This is a genomic window from Nocardioides sp. URHA0032, from assembly GCF_000620645.1.
GTDB lineage: Bacteria > Actinomycetota > Actinomycetes > Propionibacteriales > Nocardioidaceae > Nocardioides.
Genome location: NZ_KK211159.1, coordinates 44,652 through 63,586 on the forward strand (window position 1 = coordinate 44,652; position 18,935 = coordinate 63,586).

Consider the following 18,935-nt stretch of genomic DNA (forward strand, 5'->3'; position numbering starts at 1 on the left):
GTCAGCGCTCCCGGCCGAACGCCTTGCGCAGCCCGCGCCGCATCGTCGGCGGCACCAGCGCACGCACGCCGTGCGGGAGCCTGTCGGCGCCGCGTCGGACGGTGGCGGGTGCCGGCTGCTGGGCGAGGCCCTCGCGGCGCGCGGCCAGCGCGGTCGACTGGGCGATCGCCTCGGCCTCGTCGTAGAGGTCGGCGTACGCCGTGCGCAGCTGGTCGAGCACCTCGTGCACCTCGGGGGTGTCACCGTCCTCCTCGGCGAGCCGGTCGAGGTGCTGCCAGCTCTCCTCCGCGATCTCCCGCAGCCGCGCGGGGACAGCGACGTCCTCCCACGTCAGCTGGACCCGGCGCAGGGTCGGGTCGATGAACTGGTGCACCCGGCGCACGTCGTTCGCGGTCGCGGACTTCACCGCGTCGATGTCGAAGGCCTGCCCGATCGCGAACACCGGGACCGTCCAGTCCCGGAACATGTCCTGGTAGCGCACGAACCGGCGCGCGGACCCGCGCGTGGAGCGCTCCGTGTGCAGCATCATGTTCACCCAGGCCGCGGTGCGCTGCACGTCCCCCGCCTCGGGCGCGTAGTCCTTCTGCTTGCTGCCGACCACCTCGGTGACCGGCCGCAGCATCGTCACGTACGCCGGCGCCGCGTCGCAGCGCAGCGCGGCGGAGCGCCAGAGGCCGAGGAACCACGCGAGCCGCGGGTCCTTGACGACGAGCTCGGGGCCGGCCTCGGAGAACTGCTGCGCCAGCCAGTCGTGCAGGCGCCCGCGCAGCGGCTCGAACGCCGCGAGCTTCCCGGCCGCGAACCACGCCGACGGGCGCGCGTCGGAGACGTGCACGTTGCAGCGGTCGAGCAGCTCCTCGTGGAGGTCGACCACCCACTGCGGCTCGCCGAAGCCCTTCGGGTTGGTCTCGTCGGCGACGACCTCGGGCTGCGGCACGCGCATCCCGAGCGTCTGCAACGCCCCCGCCATGGTGCTGGTGCCGCTCCGACCCGAACCGACGACGAACACCACCCGGCGCTTGACCGGGACGGCCTCGGACAGCGGGGTCGGCGTCGACATGGCCTGCACTCTATTGACCGCGGCGGCGCAGGAGCGAACCGATCGCGCGGCGCTTCGCGGGCTGCTCCGCCGGAGGCTGCCTCCGCTCCGGCCGCGGCGCCGCTGCCCTCCCGAGCTCGCGCCAGGGGTCGGCCGGGTCCCGGGCGGCGCCCGCGGAGCCGCGCGTCATCTGACGCCGAGTCGGCGCAGTCTCAGCTGAGATGGCGCCGACTCGGCGCAGTCTCAGCTGAGATGGCGCCGACTCGGCCTCAACCGAGCGACTTCGTCTGCGCGGCGATGACGTCGGCGTACCACTGGAACGACCGCTTCGGCGTCCGCACCAGCGTGTCGTAGTCGACGTGCACGAGCCCGAACCGCTGCGTGAAGCCTTCGGACCACTCGAAGTTGTCCATGAGCGACCACGTGTAGTAGCCGCGTACGTCGACGCCGCGCTGCACGGCGGTCGCGACCGCGCGCAGGTGCGCGTCGAGGTAGTCGATGCGCGGCTGGTCGTCGACGACGCCGTTCTCGTCGGGTCCCATGTTGTAGGCGCAACCGGACTCCGTGACGAAGATCGGCGGGAGCGCGGCGCGGTACCGGGCGCGCAGGATGATCAGCCACTCGCGGAGCGCGTCCGGCACGACCGGCCACCCGAAGTCGGTGGTGGGGTAGCCGACCAGCTCGCGGAACTCGAACGGCAGCTCCGCGTCCTCGCGGGCGGCGCCGATCTTGAACGGGTTGTAGTAGTTGACCCCGTAGAAGTCGAGCGGCTGCCGGATCACGGCCAGGTCGCCGTCCTGCAGGATCCCCTCCAGCAGCGGCTGGAGGTCCTGCGGGTAGCGGCCCAGCAGCATCGGCTCGGTGAACATGCCGTTCCAGAGCGCGTCGAACAGCTTGGACGCACCCACGTCGGCCACGTCGTCGGAGGCCGGCCACATCGGCGCGTGGTTGTTCGCGCAGCCCACGCTCGTGGCGCCCGCGGCGCGCAGCGCGATGGCCGCGCGGCCGTGGCCGAGCAGCAGGTGGTGCGCCACCGGCATCGCGTCGAACATCAGCGTCTTGCCCGGCGCGTGCCTGCCGATCGCGTAGCCCATCATCATCACGACGTTCGGCTCGTTCACCGGGATCCAGTGCTCGACCCGGTCGCCGAACCTCTCGCCGAGGATCGCGGCGTACTCGGCGAACCGCTCGACGGTGTCGCGGTTGAGCCAGCCACCGTCGTCCTCGAGCGCCTGCGGCAGGTCCCAGTGGTAGAGCGTCACCATCGGCTGCACGTCGTTGGTGAGGAGCTCGTCGATCAGCCGGTCGTAGAACGCGAGCCCGGCAGCGTTCGCCGGCCCGGAGCCGGTCGGCTGGATCCGCGGCCAGGAGACCGACAGCCGGTAGCCGCCGACCCCGAGGCGCTTCATCAGGGCGACGTCCTCGGCGTACCGGTGGTAGTGGTCGCACGCGACCGCCCCGCTCGACCCGTCGACGATCCGACCCTCCTGCGCGGTGAAGGTGTCCCAGATGCTCGGGCCCTTGCCGTCCTCGGTCGCCGCCCCCTCGATCTGGTACGACGCCGTGCTCGTGCCGAAGCGGAAGCCGGGTGGGAGCTGGGGAAGGGGCGCTGGGGGCGCATGGTCGGGCACGGGCACAATGATGCAGATGACTGTCGAGATCCGCCGGGGAACCGAGCGCTTCCTCACCCGGAGTGAGGGACATTTCACCCGGCACTCATTCTCCTTCGGGTCCCACTACGACCCGGACAACGTCTCCTTCGGCCCGCTCGTCTGCCACGACGACCACCGGCTGAAGGCGGGGGCCGGCTTCCCCGAGCACGAGCATCGCGACGTCGAGATCGTCACCTGGGTGCTCTCCGGGTCGCTCCTGCACACCGACTCCTCGGGGAGGGACGCGGTCGTGCGCCCGGGTCAGGTGCAGGTGCTCTCGGCCGGTTCCGGCGTGACCCACTCCGAGATCGCCGGGCCTGAGGGCCAGGTGCGGTTCGTCCAGGCATGGCTGACGCCGGACGAGGCCGGTACGCCGCCGTCGTACTCGCTCACGCCGGTGGAGCTGACCCCCGGCGAGCTGAGCCCGGTGACGGCGATCGGGTCGTCCCGCCTGCTCGTCGCCCGGCTGGCCGCCGGGCAGACGGTCACGCTCCCCGACGAGCGGCTGCAGCACGTCTTCGTCGCCGGCGGCGCACTCATCCGCTCCTCGCTGGCGGAGCCGCTCGCCGACGGCGACGCGTTCCGCATCACCGACACCCCGGGGCTGACGGTGACCGCGGCCGTCCCGACCGAGCTGATGGTCTGGGCCTTCGACCGATGACCCGCCGGGCACTGCTGCTGCCCGGCCGGGCCTACCCGGTCTCGATGCCGCTGCTCGCCGCCAACGGCGCCGTGCTGGCGCGGCACGGCTGGGCGGTGCGCCCCGTCAGCTGGGCGGCACCCGAACCGGTGCCGACCGACGGCGCCTGGGTCGGCCAGCAGGCGGCAGCCGCGATGGGCGAGGACCCCGGACCGTGGCTGTTCGCCGCGAAGTCGCTCGGCACCCGGGTCACCCAGTCGCCCGTCCGGGCCGCGGCCTACGTGCTGCTCACCCCGCTGACGGCCGACCCGGCCGCCACCTCGGCGATCGCGGCCCTCGTGCGGGACGGACGTCCGGTCCTGCTCGTCGGCGGCACGGCCGACCCGTTCTGGTCGTCTGCCGCGTCGGCCGCGACCGGTGCGGACGTCGTCGAGGTCGAGGGCGCCGACCACGCGATGCTGGGCCTGCACGACCAGGTCGCAACCGCCGTCGACTCGTTCCTCACCACATTGAGTCGGGACTCGACCGTCAGCAGATGACGGGGAGGGCGCCCGGGACGATCTCGACGGTGGCGGGTGGGGAGCCGAGGGTCGGCAGCGGGCCGAGCGGCTCGCCGTCCGCGCCGACCGGGATCGGGGCGCGCGCGGTGCCGCGGATCTCGACCCGCTTGCCCGACAGCACGGTGACCTCGGCGAGGTCGACGTGTGCGCCGTCGTACACCTTCGGCAGCGAGCGCATCAGCGCGATCCGGCCGGCGGCCTCGATCACGACGACATCCAGGACGCCGTCCTCGACCGACGCGGGCGGCGCGATCCGCATGCCCTTGCCGTAGTACGCCGAGTTCGCGACCACCACCGTGGCGGCGGCGTACTCGTGCTCGATCCCGTCGACCGCGACCCGGTAGCGCCCGGGCTGGTACGTCGCGAGCGCGCGCAGCGCGGCGTACGGGTACTGCAGCGCGCGGGGCAGCCACCTCGCCCGGTCCACGATCTCGGCGGCGCGGGCGTCGACGCCGGCGTAGACGGACCCGGCCACGACCCGGCGCTGCCCGCCGAGCGTCGCCGCGAGCAGGTCGACCTGCCGCACCTCACCGGAGAGCAGCAGCGTGGCCTGCGCGTCCGGCTCCTCGGGCACCCCGAGCATCCGGGCGAAGTCGTTGCCGCGACCGGCCGGCAGCACGCCGAGGGTGCCGCCACGGGCGGAGACCAGGCCGGCGAGCGAGGAGAGCATGCCGTCGCCCCCCACGGACACCACCACGTCGCCGCGGCCGACCGCCTGGTCGACGAGCTCGACCATCGCGTGCGGGCCCGGCGAGTACGTGACGTCGACGGTCGCGCCCGCCTCGCGCAGCAGCCGCGCGACCGGTACGACGGCGCCGGGTGCGGCGCCGCCGCCCGACGTCGGGTTGACCAGGAAGGTGAACGCCCTGCCGTTCCTCGGCAAGCTCACGGGACCAGCACCCCCGGGTTGAGGATGCCCGTCGGGTCGAGGTCGGCCTTGACCGCGCGCAGCACCGAGACGCCGAGCGGCCCGATCTCGCGCGCGAACCACGGCTTGTGGTCGGTGCCGACCGCGTGGTGGTGGGTGATCGTCGCACCGGCGGCGATCATCGCGTCGCTCGCGGCCGCCTTCGCGACCTGCCACTGCGCGAGCGGGTCGTCCGCCTCCTTCGCGGCGACCGTGAAGTACAGCGAGCAGCCGGTCTCGTAGACGTGCGAGATGTGGCAGAGCACGATCGCGGGGTCGCCGAGTGCGCCGGTCAGCGCCGCCTTCACGTCGGCATACAGCCGCTCGACGTTCGACCAGAACGTCGCCGTCTCCAGCGTCTCGACCAGCACCCCGGCGTCCAGCATCGAGTCGCGGAGGTACGGCGCGTCGAAGCGACCGCTCGACCACTTCTCGCCCGGGGCGGTCCCCGCAGCGGTGCCGCCCAGCCCGGACAGCACCGCGGTGACCGCGGCGCGCTTCGCCTCGACCGCGGCCGGCTCGCCCTCGTAGCCGGTGATCATCAGGCAGCCGGTGGCGGCCGCGCCGCCGATCGCGCCCGGGTCGGCGAGGTTGAGCGCGGTCTCGGCCTCGTCGGAGAGGCGCAGGACGGTCGGCATCAGCCCGGACTGGGCGAGGGTGCGCAAGGCGGCCGCGCCGTCCGCGAAGGACGGCCAGCGCCACCCCTCGTACGCGGTGACCTTGGGCCGCCTCCGCACCCGGACGGTCACGGCGGTGATCACGCCGAAGGCGCCCTCGGAGCCGAGGAACAGCTGGCGCAGGTCGGGGCCGGCGGCGTTGGCCGGGGCGGTCCCGAGGTCGAGCCGGCCCCGAGGGGTCGCGACGGTGAGGCCGACGACCAGCGCGTCGAACCGGCCGTAGCCCGCGCTGGACTGGCCGCTGGAGCGGGTGGCGGCGAAGCCGCCGATGGAGGCGTACTCCCACGACTGCGGGTAGTGCCCGATGGTCACGCCCTCGGCCGCCAGCAGCTCCTCGGCCTCCGGGCCGCGAAGGCCGGGCTCGAGCACCGCCGTCATCGAGGTGTGGTCGACCGAGATCAGCCGCTTCATCCGCACCAGGTCGAGGCTGAACACGCCCGCGAAGCCCTCCCGGCGGGCGACCAGGCCACCGGTCACCGACGTACCCCCTCCGAACGGCACCACCGCCAGGTGGTGCTCGACCGCGAGCGCGAGGACGGCGGCGACCTCGTCGTGGTCGGCCGGGCGTACGACGGCGTCGGGCGCGTCGGACAGGTCACCGGAGCGGGCGCGCAGGAGGTCGGGCGTGGACTTGCCGCGGGTGCGCAGCCGGCGGGTCTCGTCGTCGGTGCGGACGTGGCCGGCGCCGACCACCTTCTCCAGCTCGGCCAGCACCGCGGCGTCGAGCGCCGGTGGCGCGAGCGGCACCGGCTCGACGGCGGGCCGGTCGTCGGTCCCGAAGACCAGCTCGACCATCCCGCGGGCGTCCTCGGGCAGCGCCCGCGCTCGGGCCGGGTCTCCCCAGCGGGACGGGTGCATCTCGCTCTGGTCCATGCGTTACACTGTGACATATGACGTCACTTCGTCACAAGCAGGAGCCGCGCGACGCCTATCTCGACGCCGCCCGGGACTGCATCCTCGACGTCGGCTGGCGGCGTACGACCCTGACCGAGGTCGCCCGGCGGGCCGGCGTCTCCCGGATGACGATCTACCGCACCTGGGCCGACATGCCCCAGCTGCTCGCGGACCTGATGACCCGGGAGTGGGGCGGCGTGGTCGCCGAGTCGCTCGCCGCGGAGGACCCGGCGGCCCCGGCGGTCGACCGGCTCGTCGGCGACATCGTCGGCACCGTGCAGCGGCTCCGGGAGAACGAGCTGTTCCTCCGCATCGTCGAGCTCGACCCCGAGCTGCTGCTCCCCTACCTGCTCTCGCGCCGCGGCCGGTCGCAGGACGCGATCCTCGACCTCACCGCCCGGGCGATCGCAGACGGCCAGGCGGAGGGCACGATCCGCGCCGGCAACCCGCTCGCCATCGCCCGTGGGCTGCTGCTCGCCGCCCACGGCCACGTGCTCTCCTCCCACACGATGGTGGACGACGACGTCACCGAGGAGGAGCTCGACGTCGAGCTCGTGCTCACCCTGAGCCGGAGCCTCCGGCCATGACCGCCAGCATCTCCGGAGGCCTGACGGACGTCCCGACGGACGTCGACGTCGTGGTGATCGGCCTGGGCATCACCGGCGCCGGCGTGGCCCTCGACGCGGTGACCCGCGGTCTGTCGGTGCTCGCGGTGGACGCCCACGACCTCGCGTTCGGCACGTCGCGCTGGTCCTCGAAGATGGTGCACGGCGGCCTGCGCTACCTCGCCAAGGGGCAGATCGGCGTCGCCCACGAGAGCGCCGTCGAGCGCGGCATCCTGATGGAGGTCACCGCGCCCCACCTGACCCGGCCGATGCCGATGCTCGTCCCGCTGTCCGCCAGTGTGAGCCGCCTCCAGACCGCGTTCACCCGCGGCGGGCTCTGGGCCGGCGACCTGCTGCGGCGCGGCGCCCGGACCGACGCCGCGACCCTCCCCCGCCCGCGGCACCTCTCCGTGACCGAGGCGCTCCGGCTGGTCCCCGCTTTACGGCCTGACGGGCTGCGCGGCGCCATGCTGGGCTGGGACGGGCAGCTCGAGGACGATGCCCGGCTGGTCACCACGGTGGCCCGGACGGCCGCGGCGTACGGCGCCCACGTCCGCACCCGCGCCCGGGTGCTGCGGGCCACGGGCACCAGCGTCGAGCTCCGCGACGAGACCCTGTCATCGGGGGCCGGCACCACCACCACCGTCACCGCGAGAGCCGTCGTCAACGCGACCGGCGTCTGGGCCGACACCCTGGTCGACGGCATCACGCTGCGCCCCAGCCGCGGCACCCACGTGGTGCTGCGCCAGGAGACCCTGCCCGGGCTCACCGTGTCGGTGTTCTGCCCCGTGCCCGGCGAGACGAACCGGTTCGTGATGGTCCTGCCCCAACCCGACGGCACCGTGTACGTCGGCCTCACCGACGAGCCGGTCGACGGCGAGATCCCCGACGTGCCGGAGCCCTCGGAGCCGGAGATCGGCTTCCTCCTCGACGTCGTCTCCGCGGCGTTCTCCCGGCAGCTGCACCGCACCGATGTCGTCGGGGCGTACGCCGGGCTCCGCCCGCTGCTCGACAGCGCCGACGGCTCGACGGCCGACCTGTCCCGGCGGCACGCGGTGCTCACCAGCCCCGACGGCGTCGTCACGATCGTGGGCGGCAAGCTGACGACGTACCGCCGGATGGCCGAGGACGCCGTCGACGCGGCGGTCACCCAGGGCCGCTTGGACGCGGGCGCGTGCCGGACCAGGACCCTGCCCCTGCTCGGCGCCGCGTCGCGGGCGGAGCTCGCCCGGCTCGAGCTGCCGCCGCGGCTGGTGCGCAGGTTCGGTACCGACGCCGCGCTCGTCCTCGAGAACGCCCGGACGGTCAGCGGGCTGCCGGACGAGGAGCTGCTCGCCCCGGTCGCGGACGGTGTCCCCGTGACGCTGGCCGAGCTGATCTTCGGCGTGACCCACGAGGGCGCCCTGGACGTGGCCGACCTCCTGGACCGGCGTACCCGCGTTGGTCTGGTGCCCGCCGACCGGGAGCTCGCCGTGCCCGCCGCGGAACGAGCACTGCGCATCGCGATGATCCAGGGCGATGCCCCAGAGCGATGATTTTGTGCGTCGACGCCGGTCGGTACCTGCAGGCAGACTGGAGGACCGATGACGACCACCGAGCTCGACGACTTTCCCACGCTGACGCAGCGCTACCAGCGGGAGCTGCTCGCGCACTGCTACCGGATGTCCGGATCCGTCCACGAGGCGGAGGACCTGGTGCAGGAGACGTTCCTGCGCGCCTGGAAGGCCTCGGCCGACTTCGAGGGACGATCGTCGGTGCGGACCTGGCTGTACCGGATCGCCACGAACGTGTGCCTGACCAACCTGGAGGGCCGCCCGCGCCGTCCGCTGCCCGCCGGGCTCGGCACGCCCGACGCGATGGCCGGCGACGCCCTCGAGGCCGACCACGAGATCGCCTGGCTCGAGCCGGTGCCCGACGCCGCCGTCGTGGTCGCCGAGCGGGACTCGATCCGGCTCGCGTTCGTCGCGGCGCTCCAGCACCTTCCCGCACGTCAACGTGCGGTGCTGATCCTGCGCGACGTGCTGCGCTGGTCGGCCGCCGAGGTGGCCGAGGCCCTCGACACCACGAGTGCGGCCGTGAACTCCGCCCTCCAGCGCGCCCACGCCCAGCTCGCCGAGCGCGGCCTCACCGAGGACACGGTCGAGCCCGACCTGACGCCCGAGCAGCAGCGGATGCTGGAGCGCTACGTCGACGCGTTCTGGCGCAAGGACGTCGACTCGATCGTCGGCATGCTCACCGCCGAGGCGACCTGGGACATGCCGCCCTTCACCAGCTGGTTCAAGGGCACCGAGAGCATCCACTGGCTGATCGCCAACGAGTGTCCTGGCGGCGCGCACGACATGCCGATGCTGCCGACGCAGGCGAACGGCCAGCCGGCGTACGGCCTCTACATGCGTACGCCGAGCGGCGACTTCATCCCGTTCCAGCTCCAGGTGCTCGAGCTCGACGGTGACCACGTGCGGCACGTCACCGCGTTCTTCGACCATCGCCTCTTCGAGACCTTCGGGCTGCCCATGCGGCTGCCCGCCGACCACCTTCCGGCGCCGAGCCCGCGGTGACGGCCACGCTCGGCGGTTCCGTCGAGCTGCTGGAACGGGCACTCGGCTACACCCGCGCCCGGCTCGGCCGCGTCCACGACGATCTGCTCGACCGGCCCACGCCCTGCGAGGGCTGGACGCTGGGCGACCTGCTCGCGCACATGGAGGATGCGCTCGACGCGTTCACCGAGGCCGCCGGAGGTGAGGTCGTCGTGCGCGGTGGCAGCCGCGCGGCCGGCCGGATCGCCGCGATCCAGGACAAGGCGTGTGCGCTGCTCGGCGCGTGGGGCCGGCCCGCTCCGGGGGACGTGGTGATCGCGACGTCCGCCGGTGGGCTCGACCTGATGAGCACGCTGCTCGTCGCCACCGCCGCTCTCGAGGTCACCGTGCACGGCTGGGACGTCGGCCGAGCGACCGGCGAGTGCGTGGCGATCCCCGCGGAGCTGGCGCGGGAGCTGCTGCCGGTGGCCGAGCGCGTGGTCGGCCCGGCCGACCGCGGGGTCCGGTTCGCGGCACCGCGGCCGGCGGCGGCGGACGCCGCCGACGACGTCCGGCTGCTCGCCCACCTCGGACGGACCTGACTGGACCGCTGCCCGGGTTCCCCGCATTCCCGACCGCCACCGGGCGGCCGTTCCTAGGCTGGCCCGCATGCTGACGCCCCAGGCGGGTCTCGCCGAGGCCTCGGCCCGGGAGGACCTCCGCACCCTGCACGCCCTCGTGGCCCGCGGCTGTTCGCGAGCCCGGGCGGGGCAGATCACCGCGGCCCTCGCCGACCTCGACGAGGCCCGCCAGGACTGGCTCCGCCTCTCCGACCTGGACCGCGCGGCGCTGCTCACGACCTCCATCGACTGCCGGCTCGCACGGGGCGAGCTGACGCCCGCGACGACGGACGGCGAGGCGCTGGGGGTGCTGCTGGACGGAACCGGACTGGTCGGTGCGACCGCGCACTTCGGCCGGGGCGAGCTGTCCGCCGCGTCCGGCGACCCGGATCTCGCGGCCGGCCACTACGCCCGCGTCGGCCGGATCCTCGACGACGAGGAGCCCGACCTGCTGCCGTGGCGGGCGTACGCCGCGCTCGCGGCCGTTCGAGCGGGACGGCGGGCCGACGCGGTCGTGCTCGCGCGTGAGCACGTGGCGCTGGCGCGCGAGGCGCGGGCGCCGTATGCCACCGCCCTCGGCCTGCGGACCCTCGCCACCGTGGACATGCACGTGGACCGCACGAGCACCCTGCGCGAGGCGCGCGCGGCGCTGCTCGCGACCCCCGCCGCCCGGCTGGCGGCCCAGATCGACACCGACCTCGCCGGCCTGCTGCTGCTGTCCACCCACTCCGGTGGGGGTCGTGACGAGGCGCGGGAGGCCGTCCAGCTGCTCCGCTCGGCCGAGGAGTACGCCGGGTGCGAGGAGCTCTGGCCGCTGCAGAGCCGGATCCGGCGGCTGCTCGAGCGGCTGGGCGAGCCGGCCCGTCCGGTGCTCGGCGAGGCGCTGCGCGCGCTGACGGCGTCCGAGCGCCGGGTCGCGAAGCTGGCCGCCGACGGGCTGACCAACCGCGAGATCGCGCTCCAGCTCGTGCTCACCGTCAAGGCCGTCGAGTGGCACCTCTCGCACGTCTACCGCAAGCTCGGCATCCGGTCCCGCGCGGGGCTCGCCACCAGCCTCGGCGTCGCCTGACCCACTCAGAGCCAGCGCAGCCACGCCCCGTGGCCATGGGTGAGCGCGACCGCGCGGCCGTCGATGCCGAGCACGAAGCCGCGGGCGTCGGACGGCACCGGTCCGCTGGCCGTCACCTCCGGCAGCACGCTCGCCGCCTCGTTGCTCACCCAGTGGCAGCGGCCCTCTGCGACCAGCCCGGTCATCAGCGCCTGGAACCGGTCCCGGTCCTCGGGCGGGAGGTACACCGCGACCGCGCTGTGGAACACGACGACCGGACCGTGCGCGGCCGCGGTCGCCACGAGCGCGGGGAGCTCGTCGAGCAGGTTGCCCCGCACGAGCACGGGCGGCGCGGAGCGGGCGATCGCGACCGCCGTCGCCAACCGGGCGCGCCGCTCCTCGTGCTCGGGCCAGACCAGGAACGACAACCACCGCATGGCGTCGTCGTCGGTCACGTCGAGCGGATTCAGGTCGACGCCGGCGCGCCAGGCGACGGACGGCACCGCCGCCGGCAGGGGCGGGTCGCCGGAGACGGATGCGGTCAGCAAGGGCCCCGAGCCGATCGTCCGCCCGCCCCAGGCGTAGGAGTAGCGGTCCGGGAAGAGGTTCAGCCCCGCGCTGGCGCCGACCTCGATCAGCGCCACCGGCCTGTCGGCGACGAGGGCGAACGCCGGCACCAGGGTGGCCAGCCGGCCGACCTCGTTCGTCTGCGTCGAGCGCGCCCGGATCGTCGCGACGATGGTGCCGTCGTCCGCCAGCAGTGCGGACCGGAAGGCGTCGTACGGCCCCGGCGCCGGTACGCCGTGCCAGCGCGCCGCGGCGAGCACGAGGTTCGGCTGGCGCTTGGGCAGCGGCAGCCGGTCCAGCCAGGCGAGCACCTCGGCGTCGTCGGCGACCCGCGTGCACCAGTCGTCGTAGCAGGGCGAGTAGTCGCGGGCATCGAGCGCGAAGTCCCGGTACTGCTCGGCGGTGTCCGCTGCGAGGTCCACGACGCCATTGTCGATTCCCGCCCGCCGGCCGGGCCCGATGGGTCACCATTCTCGGCATGAGGACCTTCGGGGGGCGAAGGGCGGTGGCGCATGCCTCCGTCCTGGTGGCGCTCGCGCTGCCCGTCGCCGTCCTCACCTCGTGCTCCGGCGCTCTCGACCAGGCGCACAGCGTGCAGACCCGGCTCAACCGGATCGACGAGGTCACCGACGCGCAGGTCAGTACGCCGTCGGCGCAGACCGGGGCCGCGATCGAGGTCACCTACGACGACGCCGGTACCGAGCGGACGCTCGCGCGACTGATCAAGGAGATCAGCGCCGTCGCGGCTGACGAGGACTACCCGTCGTACCGCCTCGACCTGGTGCCCGCCGGCAACGACCGCGACCGGCTGACGGTGGACGACTCGTTCAGCGGCAGCGAGGACGAGTCCTCGGTGCTCGGGAACTGGTTCGCGACCACCTCGGCGCTGCTCGGCGACGTCGGCTACCGCTTCGAGCCGGGCGCGGAGGAGATCGACGTCGACTCGGGCGCCGGCATCGCGCACGACGTCGGCGAGGCGAGCCGGATCCACTACGGCTTCGCCGGCACGGTCTGGACGTTCCGCGACGGGGACAGCTCCTTCGTCGCGGCGGGCCGGGTGTCACCGACCGACGTCCTGCTCTTCCAGGGGGCCCAGCGCTCGGTCACGTCCGAGGTGCTGCCGGCCCCAGCCTCCCGCTGGCTGCTCGAGCGCCGGGACGGGCACGTGCTGCTCGACCTCGACGTCGGGTTCCCTGGCGGGTCCGTGCCGCCGGAGCGCCTCACGCTCCAGAGGTACGGCGCGGACGTCGCGCGCCTCGCGAGCGCGGCGATGGCCGCGGTGCGGGTCGAGTCGCTGCCCGTGACGATGCGACTCCGCAACGTCACCCCGGAGGGGGACGACGTGTTCGGGTACTGGGTCTCCGACCAGCGGCCGGTGCGCGGCCGCGACCAGCTGGTGCGCGGGTGGGACCTGTGGTTGACCCACCTCGCTCAGCAGCTGGGCGATCAGCCCGCCGGCAGCGCGACGTAGGTCGTCTCGAGGTACTCCTCGATCCCCTCGAAGCCGCCCTCGCGACCGAAGCCGCTCGACTTCACGCCGCCGAACGGCGCCGCCGGGTTGGAGATCAGGCCGCTGTTGATCCCGACCATGCCGAACTCGAGCGACTCAGCCATCCGGATGGTCCGGGCCAGGTCCCGGGTGTAGACGTACGACGCAAGGCCGTACTCGGTGTCGTTGGCGAGGCGGACGGCGTCCTCCTCGGACTCGAACGTCGTGATCGGCGCGACCGGCCCGAAGATCTCCTGGACGTTGATCTCCGAGTCCGCCGGCACGTCGAGCAGCACCGTCGGCGGGAAGAAGTAGCCCGGGCCGCCGGGGGCCTCGCCTCCCACCACCACCCGGGCGCCGTCGTGGATCGCGTCGGTGACGAGCCGGCCGACGCTCTCCACCGCCTTCTCGTCGATGAGCGGGCCGACGTCCACGCCGTCGGTCTGGCCGCGCCCGACGGTCAGCGAGCCCATCCGCTTGCCGAGCTTGTCGGCGAACTCCCCTGCCACCGAGCTGTGCACGAGGAACCGGTTCGCCGCGGTGCAGGCCTCGCCCATGTTCCTCATCTTCGCGATCATCGCGCCGTCCACGGCCGCGTCGACGTCGGCGTCCTCGAACACGAGGAACGGCGCGTTGCCGCCGAGCTCCATGCTGAGCCGCTGCAGCTGGTCGGCCGACTGCCGGACCAGCACCTTGCCGACGCCGGTGGAGCCGGTGAAGCTGACCTTGCGCAGCCGGTCGTCGCCCTGGAGCGCCTGGCTGAACTCGCCGGTGTGGCTGGTGGTCACCACGTTGAGGACGCCGGCGGGCAGGCCCGCCTCCTCGAGCAGGGCCGCGAGCGCGAGCATCGTCAGCGGCGTCTGGCTGGCGGGCTTGACCACCATCGTGCAGCCCGCCGCGATCGCCGGGCCGATCTTGCGGGTGCCCATCGCGAGCGGGAAGTTCCAGGGCGTGATGAACAGGCACGGGCCGACCGGCTTCTTGATGGTCAGCAGCCGGCTGCCGCCGGCGGGCGCCTGCATCCAGCGGCCGTGGATGCGGACCGCCTCCTCGGAGTACCAGCGGAAGAACTCCGCGCCGTACCCCACCTCGCCCCGGGCCTCGGCGACGGTCTTGCCCATCTCGAGGCTCATCAGGTGCGCGAACTCGTCGGCGCGCTCGGTGATCAGGCCGAACGCCGTACGCAGGATCTCGCCGCGCTCGCGGGGGGCGGTCCGCGCCCACGATGCCTGCGCCTCGACGGCGGCGTCGAGGGCCTCGACGGCGTCGCCGATCGAGGCGTCGGCGACGTCGGTCAGCACCGAGCCGTCGGCGGGGTCGATGACGTCGAGGCGCCGACCGCCCTCCGCCTCGCGCCACGCGCCGCCGATGTAGAGGCCCCGCTGCTGGGGGCCGAGGAGATCGAGTCCGTTCATGGAGCCATCTTGCACCCGCCGTGGTGGCAAACCGCTGACAGGCCCTTGCCGACGTGCGACCCTTGGATTGTCGACTTCGGAGGGAGCACCTTGTCGTCGGCAAGAACCCCTTGCTGACCCCATGCAGCGAGGGGTTCACCCTTGATGGGCCTGCCCCGGTGCACCCCTCGCACCCGGAGCTGACGAGGTGCCCGTGAAGGGGCGAGGGCCCCGGCACGTCCGGGGCCTTCGCGCTCCCGCCGAGCGAAATCAGACCCTTGCGCGTCGCCGCGATGAGGGGTTCGCTCGGAGCAGGAGGTACGACCATGGGCGACAAGGGCAGCACCCGGAGAGCAGCCGGCCACGATCTGGTGGCGAGCAGCCCGGACCGGATCCGCAACGTGGTGCTGGTGGGCCCGGCAGGGTCCGGGAAGACCACGTTGGCCGAGACCCTGCTCGCCGCCTCGGGCGCGATCCCCCGCGCCGGCTCGGTCCGCGACGGCACGACCGTGACGGACTTCGAGGAGTCCGAGCACGTCCACGGCCGGAGCATCTCGCTCGCGGTCGCCGCACTCGTCCACCGGGACACCAAGGTCAACCTGATCGACACCCCCGGGTACGCCGACTTCGTCGGTGAGCTGCGCGCCGGGCTGCGCGCCGCCGACTGCGCGCTGTTCGTGGTCGCCGCGAACGAGGGCGTCGACGACAGCACCCGCGCCCTCTGGCGCGAGTGCGCCGCGGTCGGCATGCCGCGGGCCGTGGTGATCACCAAGCTCGACCAGGCGCGCGCCGACTACGAGGGCGTCCTGCGCCAGGCCCAGGAGTCGTTCGGCGGTCCGGCCGGCAGCAAGGTGGTGCCGCTCTACGTGCCGGTCCGCTCCGGATCGGAGGTCACCGGTCTGACCGGTCTGCTCCGCCCGACCCCCGAGGCCGAGGAGAGCGGCCTGCGCGGCGAGCTGATCGAGGCCGTCATCGAGGAGTCCGAGGACGAGACCCTCATGGACCGGTACGTCGGCGGCGAGGAGATCGCCGAGGAGGTGCTGGTCGACGACCTCGAGCGCGCCGTCGCGCGCGGTTCGTTCCACCCGGTGATGCCCGTGTGCTCGGTGACCGGCGTGGGCTGCGCCGAGCTGCTCGACCTCGCCGTCCGGGGCTTCCCATCGCCCGCCGAGCACCCGTCACCCGAGGTGTTCAAGCCGAGCGGCGCCGCCGCCGACCCGATTACCTGCGACAAGGGGGGCGCCCTCGTGGCCGAGGTCGTGAAGACGACCAGTGATCCGTACGTCGGGCGGCTCAGCCTCGTCCGCGTGTTCTCCGGGACGCTGCGGGCGGACCAGGCGGTGCACGTGTCCGGGCACTTCTCGTCGTTCTTCGGCGAGGTGGCGGGCCACGAGGACCACGACGAGGACGAGAAGGTCGGAACGCTGTCCTACCCGTTCGGCAAGCAGCAGACGCCCGCCGACCAGGTGGTCGCCGGCGACCTCTGCGCGATCGGCCGGCTGACGCGGGCCGAGACCGGCGACACGCTCTCCGGGGTCGACGACCCGCGAGTGCTCAAGCCGTGGTCGATGCCCGAGCCGCTGCTGCCGGTCGCGATCGTCGCGCAGACCAAGTCCGACGACGACAAGCTCTCCCAGGCGCTGTCCCGGCTCGCGGCGGAGGACCCGTCGCTGCGCATCGAGAACAACGCCGAGACCCACCAGCTGGTCCTCTGGACGATGGGCGAGTCGCATGCCGACGTCACGCTCGAGCGGCTGACCGAGCGGTACGGCGTGCACGTCGACCAGGAGCCCTTCGTCGTGTCGATGCGTGAGACGTTCGCCGGCAGCGCCACGGGCCAGGGCCGGCACGTGAAGCAGTCCGGCGGCCACGGGCAGTACGCCGTCTGCCACATCGAGGTCGAGCCGCTGCCGGAGGGCGCGGGGTTCGAGTTCGTCGACAAGGTCGTCGGGGGCTCCGTGCCGCGCCAGTTCATCCCGAGCGTCGAGAAGGGGGTGCGTGCCCAGATGGAGCGCGGCTGCCGCCTCGGCCACCCGATGGTCGACCTGCGGGTGACGCTCGTCGACGGCAAGGCGCACAGCGTCGACTCCTCGGACATGGCGTTCCAGACCGCCGGCGCCCTCGCCCTGCGCGAGGCCGCGGCGGCGGCGACCGTACGGATGCTGGAGCCCTTCGACACCGTGCGCATCGTCGTACCGGACGAGATGGTGGGGTCGGTGATGAGCGACCTCTCCGCCCGGCGGGCGCGGCTGCTCGGCACCGACAAGGTCGGCGACGACCGCACCCAGGTGCTGGCCGAGGTGCCGCAGACCGAGCTGGTCCGGTACGCCGTCGACCTGCGGTCGGCCACGCACGGCGCCGGTGTCTTCACCCGGGAGTTCGCGCACTTCGAGGCGATGCCCGAGGAGGTCGCCAAGGGCATCCCGGCTCGCGGCTAGCTCCGGGCCGCCCGCAGGAACCCTTCCAGGATCGGCCCGGCGGTGCCCGAGCCGGACGAGCCGACGTCCACGAAGACCGCGACGGCCAGGTCACCCTGGGCCGCGATCATCCACGCGTGGGTGAGGACCTTGCCGCCCTTGTCGAACTCGGCGGTGCCGGTCTTCGCGATCACCGGCGGGCCGGGGACGTCCGACAGCCCGGTGCCGCTGCCCGAGGTCACGACCGCGCGCAGCAGGTCGCGGAGCTGGGCGGCCTCCTGCTGGGTCAGCGGGTCCGCCTGCTCGGGGACCGACACGTCGACGGAGTCCAGCAGCCGCGGCACCACGGTGTGGCCGGCCTCGATCGAGGCGACCACCGTCGCCATCGCCATCGGCGAGGCGAGCACGGTGCCCTGGCCGATCATGTCGGCGGCCGCCTCGGTCTCCGAGGCGGGCGGCCGGACGCTGCCGAAGTACGCCGGGAAGCCGAGGTCGTGGTCGATCCCGAGCCCGAGCGAGGCCGCTGCGCCGGCGAGGTCGCCGTCGTGCAGCCGCCCGGCCTGGGAGATCACCGCGGTGTTGCACGAGTTGGCGATCGCCGTACGCAACGGGATCCGGCCGAGGGCGCCGCTCGGGTAGTCGTCGTAGTTCTCGAACCGCTTGCCGTCGACCACGATGGACGAGGTGCAGGGCACGATCGACGACGGTGTCAGCCCGGACCGCAGCAGCGCGAGGCTGCTGACGCTCTTGAACGTCGAGCCCGGCGCGAGCCGGCCGTACGTCGCGAGGTTGTAGCCGTCGTTCCCCGGACCGTTGGCGGCCGCCAGGATGTTGCCGGTCGACGGCCGGATCGCGACCAGCGCGCTCCCGGGGCCGACGCCCGCCAGCTGGTTCTCCGCGATCGTCTGCAGCCGCTCGTCCAGGGTGATCCTCAGGTGCGCCCCCGGCTGCGCCTCGACCCGGTAGAGCTCGCGCTCTCCGCCGCCCCCGCCCTCGCGGTTCACGACCACGCCGTCGGTGCCCTGCAGCTGGTCGTCGTACCGCGCCTGCAGCCCGGAGAGCCCGGCGACGTCCCCGGCCTGGTACGTGTCCGGGTCCTTCTTGACCATCTCCGCGGTGACCTCGCCGACGGTGCCGAGGATCGGCGCGGCGAACTCGCGGGTCGGCGCCAGTGGGATGTCGTCCGGGATCGCGCGGACGCCCTCGATGTCGTCGTAGAGCAGCGCCGCCTGCTCCGGCACGTCCTCCTTGCGGAACACGATGGCCTCGACGAACGCCCGGTCGCCGGCAGCCTCGACCTGCTTGACGTACGCCGCCGGGTCGATGCGGACCAGCTGCGCGAGCCGTCGCGCGGAGTCGCCGGCGCGCGCCTCGGACACCAGGGTCTTGTCGATGCCGAAGCGCAGCACCGGGCGGTTCGTCACGAGCTCGAGGCCTCCGGCCCCTACGATCGGGCCGCGGGCGGCGGCGATCGGAGTCAGGTCGAGGACGGACTTCCTGCCGAGGCTGGACTCGACCAGCTCCCGGGACCAGGCGATCTGCCACTGGTCGTCGGTCTCCGTCATCGTGGCCTCGGTCGTGTAGGTCCACTCGTCCCCGCCGACCGGCCACGTCCAGGAGATCGGCGCGGTCGCGGTGCCGTCGCCCTCCTCGACGTCGCCCGCGGTGACCACCGGCTGCAGCTCACCCATCCCCTCGACGACCTCGCCGTACTCCGCCGTGACCTCGTCGGGCGTCGAGTCGGTGAAGGCCACGTCAGCGAAGTCCCCGGACTCCAGGGCGTCCGCGAGCGTGTCCGCGGCCTCCTGCGGGTCGGGACCCGTGACGGTGTCCGAGGGGTTGCACGCGGTCAGGGCGACGACCAGCACGGCAGTGGAGACGAGGGAGCGCACGCCTCGGTTCTACCAGCG

At 73.5% G+C, this 18,935-nt stretch carries 16 protein-coding genes; 9 read left to right on the forward strand and 7 right to left on the reverse strand.

The window, feature by feature from the left end; all coding sequences use genetic code 11:
- Position 1: 1 nt before the first annotated feature.
- Together N538_RS0113900 and N538_RS0113905 are read right to left on the reverse strand one after the other, a co-directional pair.
- Positions 2-1,060 (reverse strand): sulfotransferase family protein, encoded by a 1,059-nt coding sequence (locus tag N538_RS0113900; RefSeq protein WP_081790547.1) that lies wholly within the window; start codon positions 1,058-1,060, stop codon positions 2-4.
- Positions 1,061-1,308: 248 nt separating this feature from the next.
- Positions 1,309-2,670 carry a GH1 family beta-glucosidase gene (locus N538_RS0113905; RefSeq protein WP_028637788.1) on the reverse strand — a complete coding sequence of 454 codons (1,362 nt, stop codon included), beginning with the start codon at positions 2,668-2,670 and terminating at the stop codon, positions 1,309-1,311.
- Positions 2,671-2,686: 16 nt separating this feature from the next.
- On the opposite strand from N538_RS0113905, the gene N538_RS0113910 reads away from it, so the two are divergent.
- Entirely contained in the window at positions 2,687-3,352 is a 666-nt protein-coding gene (locus N538_RS0113910; protein WP_197025346.1) for a pirin family protein, read from the forward strand.
- Positions 3,349-3,870 carry an alpha/beta hydrolase gene (locus tag N538_RS0113915; protein ID WP_028637790.1) on the forward strand — a complete coding sequence of 174 codons (522 nt, stop codon included), beginning with the start codon at positions 3,349-3,351 and terminating at the stop codon, positions 3,868-3,870. Before N538_RS0113910 ends, N538_RS0113915 begins: the two co-directional genes overlap by 4 nt.
- Here N538_RS0113915 and N538_RS0113920 read toward each other — a convergent pair.
- Positions 3,860-4,780 carry a diacylglycerol/lipid kinase family protein gene (locus tag N538_RS0113920; protein ID WP_028637791.1) on the reverse strand — a complete coding sequence of 307 codons (921 nt, stop codon included), beginning with the start codon at positions 4,778-4,780 and terminating at the stop codon, positions 3,860-3,862. The genes N538_RS0113915 and N538_RS0113920 overlap by 11 nt on opposite strands.
- Positions 4,777-6,348 (reverse strand): FAD-binding oxidoreductase, encoded by a 1,572-nt coding sequence (locus tag N538_RS0113925; RefSeq protein WP_231496222.1) that lies wholly within the window; start codon positions 6,346-6,348, stop codon positions 4,777-4,779. Before N538_RS0113925 ends, N538_RS0113920 begins: the two co-directional genes overlap by 4 nt.
- 17 nt (positions 6,349-6,365) lie before the next feature.
- Between N538_RS0113925 and N538_RS0113930 the strand changes: the two genes are divergently transcribed.
- The 5 genes from N538_RS0113930 to N538_RS0113950 all read left to right on the forward strand — a co-directional run bounded on the left by N538_RS0113930 (position 6,366) and on the right by N538_RS0113950 (position 11,179).
- Entirely contained in the window at positions 6,366-6,956 is a 591-nt protein-coding gene (locus tag N538_RS0113930) for a TetR/AcrR family transcriptional regulator (protein WP_028637793.1), read from the forward strand.
- Positions 6,953-8,509, forward strand: a complete 1,557-nt coding sequence (locus N538_RS25450) for a glycerol-3-phosphate dehydrogenase/oxidase (RefSeq protein ID WP_036570617.1) — start codon at positions 6,953-6,955, stop codon at positions 8,507-8,509. The genes N538_RS0113930 and N538_RS25450 overlap by 4 nt, the downstream gene beginning before the upstream one ends.
- A gap of 48 nt (positions 8,510-8,557) precedes the next feature.
- A complete protein-coding gene (locus N538_RS25455; protein ID WP_051549289.1) occupies positions 8,558-9,532 on the forward strand; it encodes a sigma-70 family RNA polymerase sigma factor in 975 nt (324 codons plus the stop codon).
- On the forward strand, positions 9,529-10,092 hold the full coding sequence (locus N538_RS0113945) for a TIGR03086 family metal-binding protein (protein ID WP_028637794.1): 564 nt from the start codon (positions 9,529-9,531) through the stop codon (positions 10,090-10,092). Before N538_RS25455 ends, N538_RS0113945 begins: the two co-directional genes overlap by 4 nt.
- Positions 10,093-10,159: 67 nt before the next feature.
- On the forward strand, positions 10,160-11,179 hold the full coding sequence (locus N538_RS0113950; RefSeq protein WP_028637795.1) for a helix-turn-helix transcriptional regulator: 1,020 nt from the start codon (positions 10,160-10,162) through the stop codon (positions 11,177-11,179).
- Between the two features lie 5 nt (positions 11,180-11,184).
- Here N538_RS0113950 and N538_RS0113955 read toward each other — a convergent pair whose 3' ends face one another.
- On the reverse strand, positions 11,185-12,147 hold the full coding sequence (locus N538_RS0113955; RefSeq protein WP_028637796.1) for a DUF2332 domain-containing protein: 963 nt from the start codon (positions 12,145-12,147) through the stop codon (positions 11,185-11,187).
- A 56-nt stretch (positions 12,148-12,203) separates the two neighbouring features.
- Here N538_RS0113955 and N538_RS0113960 point away from each other — a divergent pair, with 56 nt between their 5' ends.
- A complete protein-coding gene (locus tag N538_RS0113960) occupies positions 12,204-13,196 on the forward strand; it encodes a hypothetical protein (protein ID WP_155992106.1) in 993 nt (330 codons plus the stop codon).
- Here N538_RS0113960 and N538_RS0113965 read toward each other — a convergent pair.
- Positions 13,172-14,629, reverse strand: a complete 1,458-nt coding sequence (locus N538_RS0113965; RefSeq protein ID WP_028637798.1) for an NAD-dependent succinate-semialdehyde dehydrogenase — start codon at positions 14,627-14,629, stop codon at positions 13,172-13,174. The genes N538_RS0113960 and N538_RS0113965 overlap by 25 nt on opposite strands.
- A gap of 305 nt (positions 14,630-14,934) precedes the next feature.
- On the opposite strand from N538_RS0113965, the gene N538_RS0113970 reads away from it, so the two are divergent.
- The gene (locus tag N538_RS0113970; protein WP_028637799.1) at positions 14,935-17,046 is read left to right on the forward strand and encodes an elongation factor G-like protein EF-G2; all 2,112 of its coding nucleotides are present in this window, start codon (positions 14,935-14,937) and stop codon (positions 17,044-17,046) included.
- On the opposite strand, the gene N538_RS0113975 is transcribed toward N538_RS0113970, so the two are convergent.
- Positions 17,043-18,917 carry a penicillin-binding transpeptidase domain-containing protein gene (locus N538_RS0113975; protein ID WP_028637800.1) on the reverse strand — a complete coding sequence of 625 codons (1,875 nt, stop codon included), beginning with the start codon at positions 18,915-18,917 and terminating at the stop codon, positions 17,043-17,045. The two genes, N538_RS0113970 and N538_RS0113975, sit on opposite strands and share 4 nt — an antisense overlap.
- Positions 18,918-18,935: the final 18 nt, after the last annotated feature.